Origin of the sequence: Streptomyces sp. NPDC005899 (assembly GCF_040629645.1) — a bacterium.
Taxonomy (GTDB): Bacteria; Actinomycetota; Actinomycetes; order Streptomycetales; family Streptomycetaceae; genus Streptomyces.
In genome coordinates this window covers 16,956-33,606 of record NZ_JBEXWB010000001.1, presented here as the reverse complement: position 1 = coordinate 33,606, position 16,651 = coordinate 16,956, and the positions used below count along the sequence as shown (strand labels likewise).

Below are 16,651 nucleotides of genomic sequence, written 5' to 3'. Positions count from 1 at the left end.
TGACGCTATGTGGCCGGTTTTACGGACTTGCGTCGTAGCTCAGAGTGTGCATCCGGATCACGTGCGGATCGAGGCGGAGATACACGGGGTCGAACGGCTCGCCGTCGACGGCGGCGGGGCCGGTGCCGAAGAGCGCGCGCTGCTCCGGGCCGGGGCGCACGATCTCCGCCGGCCCGGTGCACTGCACCGACCACAGTTCCCGGGCTTCCCCGGTCCCGACCCGGGTGTCTCCGGTCCCGACCCGGGCGTCCCCGGCCCCGTCCCGGGCGTCTCCGGTCCCGCCGGGGCGGGAGGGGTCCCGGGAGTCGAGGTTGTCCGCCCCGTAGGCGATGACGCTGCCGTCGCACGACTCGTGGTGGCCGAGCCCGCGGTGCATCCGGAGGACGACGTGGCCGTCGACGACGAGGTGCCGGGCCACGGCCAGGAAGGGCAGGGCCCGCATGCTCGTGGCCAGGCGGCCGTATCGGACACGGCCGAGCAGTTCGATGGCGCGGCGTTCGTCACCGGGGCGGGAGGGCAGCATGCGTCCCACTGTCCGTCACCTGTAGGGCCCCGGTAAGGGTCCGCCGCCCCCGTCGCGGTGGGACCAAAGTCCCGGCGGGAGCAGAGTCCCGGCGGGAGCAGAGTCCCGGCGGGAGCACCGGTCCGCCCGGGCCGACCACGGCGTCCGGGGCGCCGCCCGCCCGATCCGGGGCGCGACCCCGGGGCGCCCCCGCGCCGGAGGTCTTCGGCGCCCCCTGCCACCGTGCTCCGGCGGCGGCCCTGCCCCGCGCCGTCGCCCTGGCGCCGCGGCGGCCCGTTCAGCGCCTTTCGGCCTGGAGCCTCGCCACGTACGCCGCCGCCTGGGAGCGCCGCTCCATGCCCAGCTTGGCGAGGAGGCTGGACACGTAGTTCTTGATCGTCTTCTCGGCCAGGTGGAGCCGCTCCCCGATGACCCGGTTCGTCAGCCCCTCGCCGATCAGGTCCAGGATCCTGCGCTCCTGGTCGGTCAGGCCGGCGAGCCGGTCGTCGCTCCGGCCGGTCCTCCCCTCCCGGAGCCGTTCCAGCACGCGGGCCGTGGCCGCCGGGTCCAGCAGGGACTTGCCGGCCGCCACGTCCCGCACCGCGCTCAGCAGTTCGCTACCGCGGATCGCCTTCAGCACGTATCCCGAGGCGCCGGCCATGATCGCGTCGAACAGGGCCTCGTCGTCGGCGTACGAGGTGAGCATCAGGCAGTGGACGCCTTCGTCCCGGGAGCGGATCTCCCGGCAGACCTCCACGCCGCTGCCGTCCGGGAGCCGGACGTCGAGGACGGCCACGTCCGGCCGGGTGGCGGGGATCCGTACGAGGGCGTCCGCCGCCGTGCCGGCCTCGCCGACGACCTCGATGTCGTCCTCGACGGAGAGCAGCTCGTGCACGCCCCGCCGGACGACTTCGTGATCATCAAGCAGAAATACAGTGATTTTTCCATCTTGGGGCACAATCGCAGTCTCACACACTCCTTTCCCGTCCGCCCTTCCCTGCCGCAGTCGGCCGGGATAACGTGCCGTTGTTCCGGCGGCCGCGAGGCCGTTACCAGTGCTGTGACCAGCAGGACTTCGCGATTTTTTCGATTTACTTGGAAATCCAAGCAAAATCGCAGGTCACAAGGTGTTTCGCAGTTATGCGACGCACTGGGTAACGTGCCTATGTCAGGGCGCTCGCCGGGGCACCTGTCACGCCTGTTCCGGCCGAGCGGCACCCACCCCGTGCCCGGGTCCGGACACAGGCGAGCCGCACTGGTTCCCGGCCATCCCGGGGGCCGGACCGACGGAGGAGCACGCACGTGACCGTGGAGAGCACTGCTGCCGCGCGCAAACCGCGACGCAGCAGCAAGCGGACCAGCGCCGCGAAGACGCCACAGAGTTCCGAGCCCCAGCTGGTGCAGCTGCTGACGCCGGAAGGCGAACGTGTCGAGCACCCGGACTACGAGATCGACCTGAGCGCGGACGAGCTGCGCGGCCTCTACCGCGACATGGTCCTGACCCGCCGCTTCGACGCCGAGGCCACCGCGCTCCAGCGGCAGGGCGAGCTGGGCCTGTGGGCCTCGCTGCTCGGCCAGGAGGCGGCACAGATCGGCTCGGGCCGGGCCCTGCGCGACGACGACTACGTCTTCCCTACCTACCGGGAGCACGGCGTCGCCTGGTGCCGGGGCGTCGACCCGACCAACCTGCTCGGGATGTTCCGCGGTGTGAACCACGGCGGCTGGGACCCGAACACCAACAACTTCCACCTGTACACGATCGTCATCGGCTCGCAGACCCTCCACGCCACCGGCTACGCCATGGGCGTCGCCAAGGACGGCGCGGACTCGGCCGTGATCGCGTACTTCGGTGACGGTGCCTCGAGCCAGGGCGACGTCGCCGAGGCCTTCACCTTCTCCGCCGTCTACAACGCCCCCGTGGTCTTCTTCTGCCAGAACAACCAGTGGGCGATCTCCGAGCCGACCGAGAAGCAGACCCGGGTGCCGCTCTACCAGCGCGCGCAGGGCTTCGGCTTCCCCGGCGTCCGGGTCGACGGCAACGACGTGCTCGCGTGCCTCGCCGTCACCAGGTCGGCGCTGGAGCGCGCCCGGCGGGGGGAGGGCCCCACGCTCGTCGAGGCGTTCACCTACCGCATGGGCGCCCACACCACCTCCGACGACCCGACCAAGTACCGGGCGGACGAGGAGCGGGTGGCGTGGGAGGCCAAGGACCCGATCCTCCGGCTGCGCGCCTACCTGGAGAAGCAGGACCTCGCCGACGCGGCGTTCTTCACCGCGCTGGACGAGGAGAGCGAGACCCTCGGCAAGCGGGTCCGCGAAGCGGTGCGGGCCATGCCCGACCCGGACCGGCTGGCGATCTTCGACCACGCCTACGCCGACGGCAACCCGCTCGTCGACGAGGAGCGCGCGCAGTTCGCCGCGTACCAGGCATCGTTCGCCGAGGAGGGCAACTAGCCATGGCCATGCAGAAGATGTCCATCGCGAAAGCACTCAACGAGTCGCTGCGCAAGGCGCTCGAGACCGACCCCAAGGTCCTCATCATGGGTGAGGACGTCGGCAAGCTCGGCGGGGTCTTCCGTATCACGGACGGCCTCCAGAAGGACTTCGGCGAAGGCCGGGTGATCGACACCCCGCTCGCCGAGTCCGGCATCGTGGGGACGGCGATCGGACTGGCCCTGCGCGGCTACCGCCCGATCGTCGAGATCCAGTTCGACGGCTTCGTCTTCCCCGCGTACGACCAGATCGTCACGCAGCTGGCCAAGATGCACGCCCGGGCGCTCGGCAAGGTCAAGATGCCGGTCGTCGTGCGCATCCCGTACGGCGGCGGTATCGGCGCCGTCGAACACCACAGCGAATCGCCCGAGGCCCTGTTCGCCCACGTGGCGGGCCTCAAGGTCGTCTCGCCCTCGAACGCGGCCGACGCCTACTGGATGATGCAGCAGGCCGTCCAGAGCGACGACCCGGTCATCTTCTTCGAGCCGAAGCGACGCTACTGGGACAAGGGAGACCTCGACACCGAGGCCATCCCGGGCCCGCTGCACAAGGCCACGGTCGCCCGCGAGGGGTCCGACCTCACGCTGGTGGCGTACGGCCCGATGGTGAAGGTGTGCCTGGAGGCGGCCGCCGCCGCGCAGGAGGAGGGCAAGTCGATCGAGGTCGTGGACCTGCGGTCGATGTCCCCGATCGACTTCGACACCGTCCAGACCTCCGTCGAGAGGACCGGCAGGCTCGTGGTGGTCCACGAGGCACCGGTGTTCTACGGCTCGGGGGCGGAGATCGCGGCCCGGATCACCGAGCGCTGCTTCTACCACCTCGAAGCACCCGTGCTGAGGGTCGGCGGCTACCACGCCCCCTACCCGCCGGCCCGGCTCGAGGACGAGTACCTGCCGGGTCTCGACAGGGTGCTCGACGCCGTCGACCGCTCGCTGGCGTACTGAGGAGAGGGTCCGTGACGACGATGACCGAGACGTCTGCTCGCTTCCGTGAGTTCAAGATGCCCGACGTGGGCGAAGGACTGACCGAGGCGGAAATCCTCAAGTGGTTCGTGCAGCCCGGCGACACCGTCACCGACGGCCAGGTCGTGTGCGAGGTCGAGACGGCGAAGGCCGCGGTCGAGCTGCCGATCCCGTTCGACGGGGTGGTGCACGAGCTGCGCTTCCCCGAGGGCACCACGGTCGACGTGGGCCAGGTGATCATCGCGGTGGACGTGGCCCCCGGCAGCGGCGATGTGCCGGCGGCCTCCGAAGCCGTGCGGGAGCCCGTGCAGGAGCCCGTGCCGCAGCCCGAGCCGGAGACTCCCAAGGGCCGCCAGCCGGTACTGGTCGGCTACGGCGTGTCCGAGAGCTCCACGAAGCGCCGCGCCCGCAAGGGGGCCGAGGTCCCAGGCCCGGCCGACGCCGCGATCCAGGCCGAGATGAACGGCCACGGCGTCGCCGCCCCGCGGAGCCGCCCGCTCGCCAAGCCGCCGGTGCGCAAGCTGGCGAAGGACCTGGGCATCGACCTGGCGACCGTCACCCCGACCGGCGAGGGCGGCGTCATCACCCGTGAGGACGTCCACGCCGCGGCCGCGCCCGTCGCCGCGGAGGCACCCGCGCAGCCGCCGGCGACCCCGGCCGCCCCGGCGGCGGCAGCCCCCGTGGGGGACGCCGCCCGGGAGACGCGCGTCCCGGTCAAGGGCGTGCGCAGGGCGATCGCGCAGGCCATGGTCGGCAGCGCCTTCACGGCGCCGCACGTCACCGAGTTCGTGACCGTCGACGTGACGCGCACGATGAAGCTGGTGGCGGAGCTCAAGGAGGACAAGGACATGGCGGGGGTGCGGGTCAATCCGCTCCTGATCATCGCCAAGGCCCTCCTCGTCGCGATCAAGCGCAATCCGGAGGTCAACGCGGCCTGGGACGAGGCCGCCCAGGAGATCGTGCAGAAGCACTACGTCAACCTGGGCATCGCCGCGGCGACCCCGCGCGGCCTGATCGTGCCGAACATCAAGGACGCGCACGACAAGACACTGCCCCAGCTGGCCGAGGCACTCGGCGAGCTGGTCTCCACGGCCCGTGAGGGGAAGACCTCCCCGGCCGCCATGGCGGGCGGCACGGTGACCATCACCAACGTCGGCGTCTTCGGTGTCGACACGGGCACGCCGATCCTGAACCCGGGCGAGTCCGCGATTCTGGCGGTCGGGGCGATCAAGCTCCAGCCGTGGGTCCACAAGGGCAAGGTGAAGCCGCGCCAGGTCACCACGCTGGCCCTGTCGTTCGACCACCGGCTGGTCGACGGAGAGCTCGGCTCCAAGGTGCTCGCCGACGTCGCGGCGGTCCTGGAACAGCCGAAGCGGCTGATCACCTGGGCCTGACGGCTCGGTGAGAGGTGACGGGGACACGAAGGAGGGGCCTGCCGCGTGCTGCGGCAGGCCCCTCCTCGCTACGTCCGGCTACTTCTTCTTGAAGGCGTAGTCCAGGAGCTTCTTGGCGTCGGCCGAGCGGGTGGTGGTGGAGGTCGCGGTGAGGACCGTGCCGATGACCGTCCTGCCGTTCCGGGTCGCGGCGAAGACCAGGCAGTACTTGGCCGTCGGGCCGGAGCCGGTCTTCACGCCGATCGCCCCGCTGTAACTGCCGAGCAGCGGGTTGGTGTTGGTCCACGACATGTAGCGGTATCCGCCGCTCTTGGTCGTGACCTTCTGCTTCGTCGACTTCGTCTTCACGATCGCGCGGAAGGTGGAGCTCTTCATGGCGCTGCCGGCGATCTTCGTGAGGTCGCGCGGCGTCGAGTAGTTGGACCCGCTGCTGATGCCGTCGAACGAGTCGAAGTGCGTGTTCTTCAGGCCGAGCTTCTTGGCGTCGGCGTTCATCTTGCCGATGAACGACTTCACCCGGGCGGCGCGGGTGGTGCCGGAGCCGAACTTGTCCGCGAGAGCGTAGGCGGCGTCGCAGCCCGACGGCAGCATCAGCCCGTACAGCAGCTGGCGGACCGTCACCTTGTCGCCGACGATCAGCCGGGCCGAGGAGGCGTTCTTGGAGACGATGTAGTCGCTGTACGCCTTCTGGACCGTGACCTTGGTGTTCAGGTTGAGGTTCTTCTGGGCCAGTACCACCTTGGCCGTCATTATCTTCGTCGTGGAGCCGGTCGAGCGGCGGGTGTCCGCGGCTTTGCTGTACAGCGTCTTCGCGTTGGCGCTGTCCATCACGAAGCCGCCCTTGGCGGTGATCGACGGCGTGGGCGGCGTCGCTGCCTGGGCGGCGGTGGCGAACGCGCTGCTGCCCAGGACGGCACCCGCGGTGAGGACCACGGTGGCGGCGACGGTCGCGCGGTTTATGCCCTTAAGACCGATATTCAAGTCAAACGCTCCAAATACCCCTGTATTGCGGCCTCATGAGGGTGCCGCTCGGTGGTGAGACTCATGAGAGGGGTATATGGATGTGTTGTCGGAGGGGTGATTTCCGAGACTTCCGGAAGGCGGGTGCGGGACCGGGCGGGCCGGGTGCGTCGTGTCCGTATCGCGGACCGGTCCCCTCATGCGTGCATGTTGTATCTATGCTGTGTGCATGCCTGCCGCACCTCCTGTTGCCACCCGGTCCGTGAAAGCCGCCGTCAAACAGCCCCCGGCCGCCGAACGCGTCTACACCCACGTCAAGGAAGCGGTTCTCGACCGCCGCTACGAGGGCGGCACGCTCCTCACCGAGGGCGGCCTCGCCGACGCCGTCGGCGTGTCCCGGACACCGGTGCGGGAGGCACTGCTGCGCCTGGAGGTCGAAGGGCTGATCAAGCTCTACCCCAAGAAGGGCGCCCTCGTGCTCGCGGTCTCCGCCCAGGAGATCGCCGACGTGGTGGAGACCCGGCTGCTCGTCGAGGAGTTCGCCGCGCGCAAGGCCGTGCCCGCCTCCGCGCGGCTGATCGCCCGGCTGGAGCAACTCCTGGAGGAACAGCGGCAGCTGGCCGGGATCGGGGATCTGGCGGCCGTCTCCGTCAAGGACCGCTGCTTCCACGCCGAGATCGTGAAGAACGCGGGCAACCAGATCCTGTCGCGCCTCTACGACCAGCTCCGCGACCGCCAGCTGCGCATGGGCGTCGCCGTGATGGAGGCCCACCCCGACAGGATCGCCGCCAACATCACCGAGCACGGCGAGCTGCTCGACGCCATCAGGGCGGGCGACGCGGACGGTGCGGCGCTGGTCGTGCGGCGCCATGTCGGCCGGGTCAGGGTCCTCGTCCGGGGTGATGACCGGTGAGCTCCTCGTCCCCCACCCTCTCCCTGCCCGGGGATCCGCCCGGCGGCCGGCGGGCCGCCCGGATCTGGGGCATCGGAGTCGCCGTCTACTTCGTCGCCATCATCTTCCGTACGAGCCTGGGCGTCGCCGGACTCGACGCGGCGGACCGGTTCGGCGTGAACGCCTCCGCCCTGTCGACCTTCTCCATCCTCCAGCTCCTCGTCTACGCGGGCATGCAGATACCCGTCGGCCTGATGGTCGACCGGCTCGGCACCAAGAAGGTCCTCGCCATCGGTGCGGCGCTCTTCACCGTGGGACAGCTGGGCTTCGCGCTCTCCCCCTCGTACGGCACGGCACTCGCCTCACGGGCCCTGCTCGGCTGCGGCGACGCGATGACCTTCATCAGCGTGCTGCGGCTCGGGGCCCGGTGGTTCCCGGCCCGGCGCGGACCGCTCATCGGTCAGGTCGCGGCGCTCTTCGGCATGGCGGGCAACCTCGTCTCGACCCTCGTCATCGCCCGCGCGCTGCACGGGTTCGGCTGGACCACCACCTTCGCGGGGAGCGCGGTCGCGGGTGTGGTCGTCCTCGTCCTGCTGCTGCTCTTCCTGAAGGACCACCCCGAAGGCCACGAGCCGCCGCCCGCCCAGCACGCCGGCGCCGCCTTCGTCCGCCGGCAGATCGCCGCCTCCTGGCGGGAGCCGGGCACCCGGTTGGGCATGTGGGTGCACTTCACCACCCAGTTCCCGGCCATGGTCTTCCTGCTCCTGTGGGGCATGCCCTTCCTGGTGGAGGCCCAGGGGCTGAGCAGGGGCACCGCCGGGGAGCTGCTCACCCTCGTCGTGCTCTCCAACATGGTGGTGGGACTCGTCTACGGACAGGTCATCGCCCGGCACCACGGCGCGCGCACCCCGCTCGCCCTCGGTACGGTCGGTCTGACCGCGCTCCTCTGGGCGTCGACGATCTTCTATCCGGGTCCGCACGCGCCCATGTGGCTCCTGGTCACCCTGTGCCTGGTGCTCGGCTCCTGCGGGCCCGCATCCATGATCGGGTTCGACTTCGGCCGGCCGGCGAATCCGCCGGAGCGCCAGGGCACCGCCTCGGGGATCGTCAACATGGGCGGATTCGTCGCGTCGATGACCACGTTGTTCGCGGTCGGCGTCCTGCTCGACGCGACCGGTGACAACTACCGCGTCGCCTTCGCCTCGGTCTTCGTCCTGGAGGCGATCGGCGTGGCGCAGATCCTGCGGCTGCACGCCGGCGCCACGCACCGGGAACGCGACCACCACGTCGTGAGCCGGGTCGAGGCCGTGCACGTGCCGGCCTGACGGCCCGTTCGCGCGGGCGCGGTGTGCGGCCCGCCGGGGGTGCCGGCCCGGCCTGTCCGTCGAGGTCCCCGGGGGCCGGTCGCCCGCCCGCGTGGCGGCGGGGATCGGCCGCCGGCCCGGCACCACCGCGCGGGCCGCGGCGGTCTTCCCGCCCCTCCCGAGGCGTGGCGGCGGCGCTACGGGGTCAGGGCGAAGTGCTTCAGGATCGCGGCCGCGAGCTCCTGGTCACCGTCGATCTTGATCCGGTCCTCCACCGCGTGCGGCCGTACCCGTCCGCACGCCAGCCGGTAGTACGTCTCCCAGTCCATCGCCAGCGTCACGGCGGGGCCGAGCGAGGGCGCACCGTCGACCGAACCGCGGCCGTCGCCGTCGACCCGCACCGTGCGCAGGAACTCGACGGGACCGTGGACGTCCAGGACGACGGCCGAATTGGGCGGCGCCCCCGCGTCCTTGGCGACCACCTTGGGCAGCCCCGCCAGGAGGGTGTCCCGGACGACCAGCGCGCCGGGGGAGTCCAGGTTGCCGGGCCGGCCCAGGGCCGTGCGCAGGTCCTGCTCGTGCACCCAGACGTCGAAGGCGCGCATGTGCAGCGCCAGTTCCAGTGTCTGCTCGGCCCCGAGGGGCGCCCGCACCATCGTCTCGGGAGCGCGGGACTCGTTGCGCAGTTGACGCATGCGCCGGATGAGCGTGTACTCCAGCTCCGACGTCATCTCCGGGGCCGTGTGGTGGCGCCGCACGTCCACCTGCATCTCCATGTAGCGCTGGTGGTCGTTCTGCACGTGGTAGAGGTCGCGCGGCAGCGTGTGGATCGGCCGTGGATCGCCGAGCTGTTCGCACTCCATGCCGATGACGTGCGAGACGATGTCGCGCACCGACCAGCCGGGGCAGGGTGTACGGCGGTTCCACTCCCCCTCGACGAGCGGCTTGACCAGCTCGGCTATCGACTCGATGGAGTGGGTCCAGGCGTCGGCGTAGGTCTGGAGGCTGGGATGGACGGTCACGGGACCCCTCGTGCGGTTCTGCGGTGCATGGGCTGGAGAGCAGGGAGTGCCGGCGGGCTGGCCGGCACTGACGGCGCTGTCTGCGGGCTGCGTGGAGGTTCGCTCGCTAAGTTACGCTGCGAGCAGGCACCCCGGCAGTGCTTTCGTGTGACGATCGTAGGCCCGTGTTGACGGCCCCCATGCCAGGACGGTGGTAGTGTGCGCGCCTCCCTCATCCAGATCGCGGTAAACCCGGACGAGTCGGTCAATGCCCGCAGAGAGCGCGCGGCTTCGATGGTCGTGGCCCAGCGGGGAGCGGACCTGGTGGTCCTTCCGGAGTTGTGGCCGGTCGGTGCCTTCGCCTACACGGAGTTCGCCGACGAGGCCGAACCGTTGCGGGGTCCCACGTACGACGTCATGGCGAAGGCCGCCGCCGAGGCGGGGGTCTGGCTGCACGCGGGTTCGTTCGTGGAGCGTGCCGAGGACGGCACCCTCTACAACACCTCGCTCGTCTTCTCGCCCGAGGGCGAGCGGGCCGCCGCCTACCGCAAGATCCACCGCTTCGGTTTCGACAAGGGGGAGGCGGTGATGATGGGCGCGGGCGAGGAGTTGGTCACGGTCGACCTGCCGCAGACCACCCTGGGCCTGTCCACCTGCTACGACCTGCGTTTCCCGGAGATGTTCCGCGGCCTCGTCGGCGCCGGTGCCGAGACCCTCGTCGTCGCGGCGGGCTGGCCGGAGCGCCGCCGCCCGCACTGGACGCTGCTGGCCCAGGCGCGGGCCGTCGAGAACCAGGCGTACGTCCTGGCCGTCGGGTCGGCGGGAACCCATGGCGGCGTCGAGCAGGCCGGGCACAGCATCGTCGTCGATCCCTGGGGAGAGGTGCTCGCCGAGGCCGGATCGGCCGAGGAGGTGCTCACGGTGGAGTTCGACCCGGCGAAGGTATCCGCCACGCGTGAGCAGTTCCCGGCCCTGAAGGACCGGCGCCTCGGGCTCGCCCCGCCGCACTGAGTGGGCGGGACTGTGACGCCCCGGTTTCACGTGAAACCGGGGGCGGCGCTTCGGCGGCCACTCATCCCTCGTCGCGCTCCTTGTCGGCGAGGACGATCACGCACACGGCCACGGCGATGAGCAGGGGCACATCGGCGTCCTCCCGGATGATGTCGACGCCGTAGGTGTCACGGACGGTCAGCCACCGCCGGGAGACCTGGGCGAGCAGTTCCCCGTCGTATTCGACGGCGAACTCGCGGTCGAGGATCCTGCCGCTGACGTCCAGCTCGGTGCCTTCGACCAGGGACACCCGGTAGTGGTTGCGCAGGAGGGAGAGGCGTTTCCGCTTGATCTGCGCCAGCGCCTCGCCACCGCGCTCGATGACCATCGTGTCGCGCAGACTGACCAGCTTGCGGTGGAAGTCGACGAGCACCCGGCCGTCCGTGTCCTTCAGCTCGAACGTGTCGCGCAGCCGCATCGCCTTGCCGTCGACGAGGAACAGCTTCCGTCCGTCCGCGTCCTCGATCCAGTAGTCGTCACCCACGGCGAACAGACGCTCACGCACGAGAAGTCTCATGGATCACAGGTTCCCCGACGCCCTGCCGGAATGCGCGCAGGCCACGGTGATGTTGACTGGTGTCATGACAGCTCGTGCACGTGTCCGCGCCCCCGAACTGATCGGCAAGGGCGGCTGGCTCAATACAGGCGACCGCTCATACACCCTCGCCGACCTGCGGGGACGTATCGTCATCCTCGACTTCTGGACTTTCTGCTGCCTGAACTGTCTGCATGTCCTGGACGAGTTGCGCGAGCTGGAGGAGAAGCACCGCGACACCGTGGTGATCATCGGGGTCCACTCGCCGAAGTTCGTGCACGAGGCCGAGCACCAGGCCGTGATCGACGCCGTCGAGCGCTACGGGGTCCACCACCCCGTCCTCGACGACCCCGAGCTCGCCACCTGGAAGCAGTACGCCGTACGGGCCTGGCCCACGCTCGTCGTGGTGGACCCGGAGGGGTACGTCGTCGCGCAGCACGCCGGTGAGGGACACGCGCACGCCATCGGGAAGCTCGTCGAGGAGTTGGAGGCCGAGCACGCGGCCAAGGGCACCCTGCGGCGCGGGGACGGGCCCTACGTGGCTCCGGAACCGGTCGCCACCCACCTGCGCTTTCCCGCCAAGGCACTCCTGCTGCCCGACGGCGGCTTCCTGGTCTCCGACACCACCCGGCACCGCCTGGTCGAGCTGGAGCCGGACGGCGAGACGGTGCGCAGGCACATCGGCTCCGGTGAGCGCGGCTTCGCGGACGGGGATCCGGACCGGGCGAGGTTCAGCGAGCCGCAGGGCCTGGCTGTCCTGCCCGACGGCCGGATCGCCGTCGCCGACACGGTGAACCACGCGATCAGGGCGCTGGATCCGGTGACGGGCGTGACGACCACCCTCGCCGGGACGGGACGCCAGTGGTGGCAGGGATCGGCCACCGAGGGTCCGGCCACCGAGGTGGACCTCTCCTCGCCGTGGGACCTGGCGTGGTTCGGCGACCGCCTGTGGATCGCCATGGCCGGGGTGCACCAGCTGTGGACGTACGATCCCGCCGCGGACACCGTGCGCGTCGCCGCGGGGACGACCAACGAAGGCCTGGTCGACGGGCCGGGTGCCGAGGCGTGGTTCGCCCAGCCGTCCGGTCTGGCCGCGTCGGGGGACCGGCTGTGGGTCGCCGACGCGGAGACCTCCGCGCTGAGGTACGTGGACCTCGAGGGCGCCGTCCACACCGTGGTCGGCACCGGCCTCTTCGACTTCGGTCACCGCGACGGCCCGGCCGGCCAGGCGCTCCTCCAGCACCCGCTGGGAGTCACGGCCCTGCCCGACGGCTCGGTCGCGGTCAGCGACACGTACAACCACGCCCTGCGGCGCTACGACCCGGAGACCGGCGAGGTCACGACGCTGGCCACGGACCTGCGTGAGCCGAGCGACGCGGTCCTCGTCGAGGGCGATCTGGTGGTCGTCGAGTCCGCACGGCACCGGCTGACCCGGCTGCGGCTCCCCGAGGAGGCCGTGCGCGTCGCGGACCGGGCCCACCGCACCCGGCGGGCCGCCACCGACATCGCCGCCGGCACCCTCCGGCTGGACGTCGTCTTCCAGGCGCCCGCCGGGCAGAAGCTGGACACCCGGTACGGCCCGTCCACCCGGCTGCTGGTCTCCTCGACCCCGCCGGAGCTCCTTGCCGGGGGCTCCGGCCAGGGAACGGACCTGGGCCGGGACCTGGTCCTGTCGGGCGAGGTCACCGAAGGCGTCCTGCACGTGTCGGCGATGGCGGCCTCCTGCGACGACGACCCGGCGAACGAGTACCCGGCCTGCCACGTGCACCAGCAGGACTGGGGCGTGCCCGTCCGCGTCACGGACGGCGGGGCGTCACGACTCCCGCTGGTCCTGGCCGGGATGGACGAGCGGGAGTGATCCCGGCCGGGATCAACGAGCGGGTCCGGGGCTGACCCCGGCCGGGTCCGGTACACCGGGACGGCGACTCAGAAGTCGTCGGCACCGTTGCGCAGCTCGTACGTCCAGTAGCCCGTCGCCCACTTCGCCGGGTCGACGGCGATGCCGCCGGCACCCGGAGCCTTCACGATGGCCATGCCGCCCTTGCCCTGGAGGGTGACGGAGAAGTCCTCGACGGCCTCGACGTCCTCGTCCACGCCGCCGTCCGACAGCCGGACCAGCGCGTAGGCGGGGGCGCCCGCCGTGAGCACCACGGGGGCGGCGGGCTTGCTCCGGGCGACCGCCGGCGCGGCGCCCCGGGCGTTCTCCAGGAAGCGGACCTCCGGGAAGCCCTCCATCCGGCAGTTGTGGCCGGTGGTGTTCTTCGCCGTCAGCACGATGTGGGTGTAGGGCGGGCCGTCCTGCGTCGCCGCGCTGATCCGCAGGTCCTTCGTGGTGCAGACGGGGGTGGACGAGGAGGCGCCGGTGCCCTCGGCCGTGCCGACGGTGGTGGCGCCGACGGTCGTCCTCGACGTGCCGGCGGCCTTCGCGGCCCCGGCGTCCCGCACGGACGCGGTCCCCCCGGTGGCCTTCGCGCCCTCCGCCGGCGATGCGGCCGACTGCGGCACGTTCGCCGGGCCGGCGGACCTGGTGCCCGTCCCTCCGTCACCGCAGGCGGTGAGGGTCAGGGCGAGCGCGGCGGTGGCCGCGGCTGCGAGGACGGTGGTGCGGTTACGGAACGTACGCATGGAGATTCCCCCGGAAGATGGATGCGGCGATCGCCTGGTCACGGGCGATCGGCCGCCGACCTGCTGACATCCATGAGTCTGGGTCCCGCTGCTCACGTATCGCTGCTGTCCGGCTGACGTTCCGCTGACGCACCTCTGCGTGACCGTCAGCGTTCGTCGGTGAGCCTTCTGCGGGCGTCGTCGTACCGCCTGCGGTAGTCCGCCCCCGGTGCCACCCGCAGCAGCACCTCCAGGGCGCGTACCGTGCCCTCGTCGTACCCGGCGCGTTCCGCCTCGGCCGCCGCCCGGTCCAGCAGCAGGATCCCCTCGTCCGTCCCGCCGAGTGCCAGCCGGGCCTCCCCGGCGACGGCCAGCAGCAGCGTCCGGCGGGCCGCCTCCTCGTGCTCGGGTCCCAGGTCGAGGGCGGTCCGGGCGGCCTCCAGGGCCTCCCGGGGCCGGTCGGCGGTGAGCAGCATCCGCGCGAGGTGCTGAAGGGCGAGCATCTCGGTGTGCCGGTCCCGCTCCTCCCGGGCCAGCCGGACGGCCGATTCGCAGCCCTCCAGAGCCGCACCGATGGTGCCCTCGGCGGCCTGCACGACAGCCAGGTTGACCAGCGCCGTCGCCTCTCCCAGCCGGTCACCGGCCTGCCGGGCCAGGCCGGGTGAGGCGCTCAGCAGGCTCACGGCCTCGGCGGTCCTGCCCTCCTCCGTCAGCACCCACCCCAGCAGGTTGCGCACCCGTGACTCGGCGTACGGATCCTTCTGCGCGCGGGCGGAGTCCAGGGCCAGCTCCAGCAGCGGGGACCAGCTGTCCCGCACCCGCCACACGACCTGCGGCCACTGCAGCAGGATGATCCGCCAGGCCCGGTCGTGGAGGCCGGCGGTCCGCGCGGCGACGGCGGCCAGTGTCAGGTCGTCGCGCTCGGCGGCCAGCCAGCCCATCGCCGCGGCCCGGTCGGGGAAATCCCGGACGGCCGAGGGGCGGTGGTAGCCGTCCGGCAGGACGAAGCAGGGTTCACCGCCCGGCTCCGCCGTGTCGGCGGCGGCGAGGGCTGTGGCGATGTAGTGGTCGAGGACCCGTACGAGCGTCTCGGGTGCGGCCGCCGGCTCGAGCCCGCGGGCGTACAGGCGTACCAGGTCGTGCAGCACCCAGCGCCCGGACACCGTCTCGCTCACGAGGTGGGCGGCGCCGAGCCGCTCCAGGGCCGCCGCCGCCCGGGTGGGGTCCGTCCCCGCGAGCGCGGCACAGGTGTGGGGATCGAAGTGGCTGCCCGGGTGGTGCCCGAGCCGCGCCAGCTGGTGCACGGCGTCGGGTGGGAGCTGCTGCACCGTCAGCCGCAGAGCGGCCGAGACTCCGGTGTCGTCCACTTCGAGGTACGTCAGGCGGCTGCGCTCGTCCGCCAGTTCGTCGGCCAGGCCGGCGAGGGTGCGGCCGGGCCGGCCGGCGAGCCGGGCGGCGGTCACGCGCAGGGCGAGGGGCAGGCCTCCGCAGAGCTCGGCGAGCCGACGGGCCGCCACCGGTTCGGCGGACACCCGCTCCTCGCCGAGGACCCCGGCGAGGAGCGCGGTGCCGTCCTCGGGTTCCAGGATGTCGAGGGGGACGGGGCGGGCCGCGTCCGAGGCGATGAGGCCCTCCAGCCGGTGGCGGCTGGTGACAAGGGTGACGCAGTCGGTGCCACCCGGGAGCAGGGGGCGGACGGTGGCGGAGTCACGGGCGTTGTCGAGGACGACGAGCAGGCGGCGCCGGCCGGTCAGGGAACGGAACAGCGCGGCGGCGGCGGGGACGGACTCGGGCACGCGGCGCGGTGCGACGCCGAGGGCCAGCAGGAATTCGCGCAGGACGTCGATGAGGGCGGCCGCGCCGGTCTCGCTGAAGCCCCGCAGGTCGGCGAACAGCCGCCCGTCCGGGAAGACCGAGGCGCTGTGATGGGCCCAGTGCAGGGCCAGCGCCGTCTTGCCCACCCCGGCCGGCCCGGTGACCAGGCAGACGGGGGCCCCCGAGGGCACCCCCGGCCCTCCTCCGGCTCCGCCGTGGGCGGCCCACACCACACCCCCTAACCAGTCACCCAACGTGAAGGAACATCGCGCTCATGGGCATCACCATCTCCGCCGTCGTCCTGCTCCTGGTCGTCGTCGCCATCCTCCTGCGCACCGGATCGCTCCGCTTCGGACCCGCCCTTGCCGCCGTCCTCCTGGGCTTCTTCCTCGGCTCCACCGGCATCGCCCCCGCCGTCAACAACGCCCTCTCCAGCCTCGCCACCGCCCTCGCCCAGATCACCGCCTGACACCCCGGAGACCCGCCATGAACACCACCCACACCTCCAGCCCACTCACCCCCGCACCGGTCCCGCCGGTCCTCCCCGACCGGCTCCCCCTCGACCCGGCCGACGCCCGCGACCTCCTCTCCGACGAGCTATACATGGCCCGGGTCTGGTCCCTGATCCGCCGCGAAGAAGAGACCCGCACCGGCCATCCCGTCCCGCCCACCGACGCCCCGGCCCCGGTCCCTGCGGCCTTCGTCAGGCCGCCCTCGCCTCCGGCCGCACCGGTACCGATGCCCGGGGTACCTGGCTGGGTGTGGCAGTACAGCGCGCTCGCCCTGTCCTCCGGCGGCTTCATCGCGCTCGCCGGATACGGCATCGGCGCCGCAGCCCCCGGCCTGGCCGTCATTGACGACATCCTCGCCGCCCTCGGCCAGGCCGTCATGTCCATCGCAGTCCTCGCCGTCCTGGCCGCCGTGCTCCTGGCCGGCCGCCGCACCCGCAACACCATCCCGGGCACGACAGTCAACATCCGCAAGGCCGTGTTCAAGCGAGGCAACTTCCACGGCTGACCACACATCGCACCACCGGAGAGGGGGGCCCCCCCCCCCCCCGCCCCCCCCCCTGGCCCCGCCCCCCCCCCCCCCCCCCCCCCCCCCCCCCCCCGCACTCACCCCCGCCCCCGCCGCGCCCC

Annotated in this window: 15 protein-coding genes and 1 pseudogene; 9 read left to right on the top strand and 7 right to left on the bottom strand. The window is 71.9% G+C overall.

Annotated features, from left to right (window positions below; all coding sequences use genetic code 11):
• Positions 1–19: 19 nt before the first annotated feature.
• Complete coding sequence (locus ABZ371_RS00150; protein WP_358672302.1) at positions 20–523, bottom strand: hypothetical protein; 504 nt, start codon at positions 521–523, stop codon at positions 20–22.
• A 277-nt stretch (positions 524–800) separates the two neighbouring features.
• Positions 801–1,460 (bottom strand): response regulator transcription factor, encoded by a 660-nt coding sequence (locus tag ABZ371_RS00145; RefSeq protein WP_358672301.1) that lies wholly within the window; start codon positions 1,458–1,460, stop codon positions 801–803.
• Between the two features lie 344 nt (positions 1,461–1,804).
• Between ABZ371_RS00145 and pdhA the strand changes: the two genes are divergently transcribed.
• From pdhA to ABZ371_RS00130, 3 genes are read left to right on the top strand one after another with little or no spacing between them, the layout of a single operon-like run.
• Positions 1,805–2,956, top strand: coding sequence for a pyruvate dehydrogenase (acetyl-transferring) E1 component subunit alpha (gene pdhA, locus ABZ371_RS00140; protein WP_358672300.1), 1,152 nt, complete (start codon positions 1,805–1,807; stop codon positions 2,954–2,956).
• A 2-nt stretch (positions 2,957–2,958) separates the two neighbouring features.
• Entirely contained in the window at positions 2,959–3,939 is a 981-nt protein-coding gene (locus ABZ371_RS00135) for an alpha-ketoacid dehydrogenase subunit beta (protein WP_358672299.1), read from the top strand.
• A gap of 11 nt (positions 3,940–3,950) precedes the next feature.
• On the top strand, positions 3,951–5,351 hold the full coding sequence (locus tag ABZ371_RS00130; RefSeq protein WP_358672298.1) for a dihydrolipoamide acetyltransferase family protein: 1,401 nt from the start codon (positions 3,951–3,953) through the stop codon (positions 5,349–5,351).
• 78 nt (positions 5,352–5,429) lie between these two features.
• Here the strand turns inward: ABZ371_RS00130 and ABZ371_RS00125 are convergent, their stop codons facing one another.
• On the bottom strand, positions 5,430–6,332 hold the full coding sequence (locus ABZ371_RS00125) for a D-alanyl-D-alanine carboxypeptidase (RefSeq protein WP_358672297.1): 903 nt from the start codon (positions 6,330–6,332) through the stop codon (positions 5,430–5,432).
• Positions 6,333–6,540: 208 nt separating this feature from the next.
• On the opposite strand from ABZ371_RS00125, the gene ABZ371_RS00120 reads away from it, so the two are divergent.
• The gene (locus ABZ371_RS00120; RefSeq protein WP_358672296.1) at positions 6,541–7,224 is read left to right on the top strand and encodes a GntR family transcriptional regulator; all 684 of its coding nucleotides are present in this window, start codon (positions 6,541–6,543) and stop codon (positions 7,222–7,224) included.
• Positions 7,221–8,528 carry an MFS transporter gene (locus ABZ371_RS00115; protein WP_358672295.1) on the top strand — a complete coding sequence of 436 codons (1,308 nt, stop codon included), beginning with the start codon at positions 7,221–7,223 and terminating at the stop codon, positions 8,526–8,528. Before ABZ371_RS00120 ends, ABZ371_RS00115 begins: the two co-directional genes overlap by 4 nt.
• A gap of 176 nt (positions 8,529–8,704) precedes the next feature.
• On the opposite strand, the gene ABZ371_RS00110 is transcribed toward ABZ371_RS00115, so the two are convergent.
• A complete protein-coding gene (locus ABZ371_RS00110) occupies positions 8,705–9,529 on the bottom strand; it encodes a maleylpyruvate isomerase family mycothiol-dependent enzyme (RefSeq protein ID WP_358672294.1) in 825 nt (274 codons plus the stop codon).
• A 198-nt stretch (positions 9,530–9,727) separates the two neighbouring features.
• Between ABZ371_RS00110 and ABZ371_RS00105 the strand changes: the two genes are divergently transcribed.
• Entirely contained in the window at positions 9,728–10,519 is a 792-nt protein-coding gene (locus tag ABZ371_RS00105; RefSeq protein ID WP_358672293.1) for a carbon-nitrogen family hydrolase, read from the top strand.
• Positions 10,520–10,580: 61 nt separating this feature from the next.
• On the opposite strand, the gene ABZ371_RS00100 is transcribed toward ABZ371_RS00105, so the two are convergent.
• Positions 10,581–11,075, bottom strand: a complete 495-nt coding sequence (locus tag ABZ371_RS00100; protein WP_358672292.1) for an LURP-one-related family protein — start codon at positions 11,073–11,075, stop codon at positions 10,581–10,583.
• 64 nt (positions 11,076–11,139) lie between these two features.
• Between ABZ371_RS00100 and ABZ371_RS00095 the strand changes: the two genes are divergently transcribed.
• The gene (locus ABZ371_RS00095) at positions 11,140–12,951 is read left to right on the top strand and encodes an NHL domain-containing thioredoxin family protein (protein WP_358672291.1); all 1,812 of its coding nucleotides are present in this window, start codon (positions 11,140–11,142) and stop codon (positions 12,949–12,951) included.
• 68 nt (positions 12,952–13,019) lie between these two features.
• On the opposite strand, the gene ABZ371_RS00090 is transcribed toward ABZ371_RS00095, so the two are convergent.
• Together ABZ371_RS00090 and ABZ371_RS00085 are read right to left on the bottom strand one after the other, a co-directional pair.
• Positions 13,020–13,718: a DUF4232 domain-containing protein gene (locus ABZ371_RS00090; RefSeq protein ID WP_358672290.1), complete on the bottom strand. Its 699-nt coding sequence runs from the start codon at positions 13,716–13,718 to the stop codon at positions 13,020–13,022.
• A 146-nt stretch (positions 13,719–13,864) separates the two neighbouring features.
• A pseudogene (locus tag ABZ371_RS00085) lies at positions 13,865–15,691 on the bottom strand (NB-ARC domain-containing protein); the annotation flags it as partial.
• A 95-nt stretch (positions 15,692–15,786) separates the two neighbouring features.
• Here ABZ371_RS00085 and ABZ371_RS00080 point away from each other — a divergent pair.
• Together ABZ371_RS00080 and ABZ371_RS00075 are read left to right on the top strand one after the other, a co-directional pair.
• Positions 15,787–15,981, top strand: coding sequence for a hypothetical protein (locus ABZ371_RS00080; RefSeq protein WP_358672289.1), 195 nt, complete (start codon positions 15,787–15,789; stop codon positions 15,979–15,981).
• A 17-nt stretch (positions 15,982–15,998) separates the two neighbouring features.
• Positions 15,999–16,529, top strand: coding sequence for a hypothetical protein (locus ABZ371_RS00075; RefSeq protein WP_358672288.1), 531 nt, complete (start codon positions 15,999–16,001; stop codon positions 16,527–16,529).
• Positions 16,530–16,651: the final 122 nt, after the last annotated feature.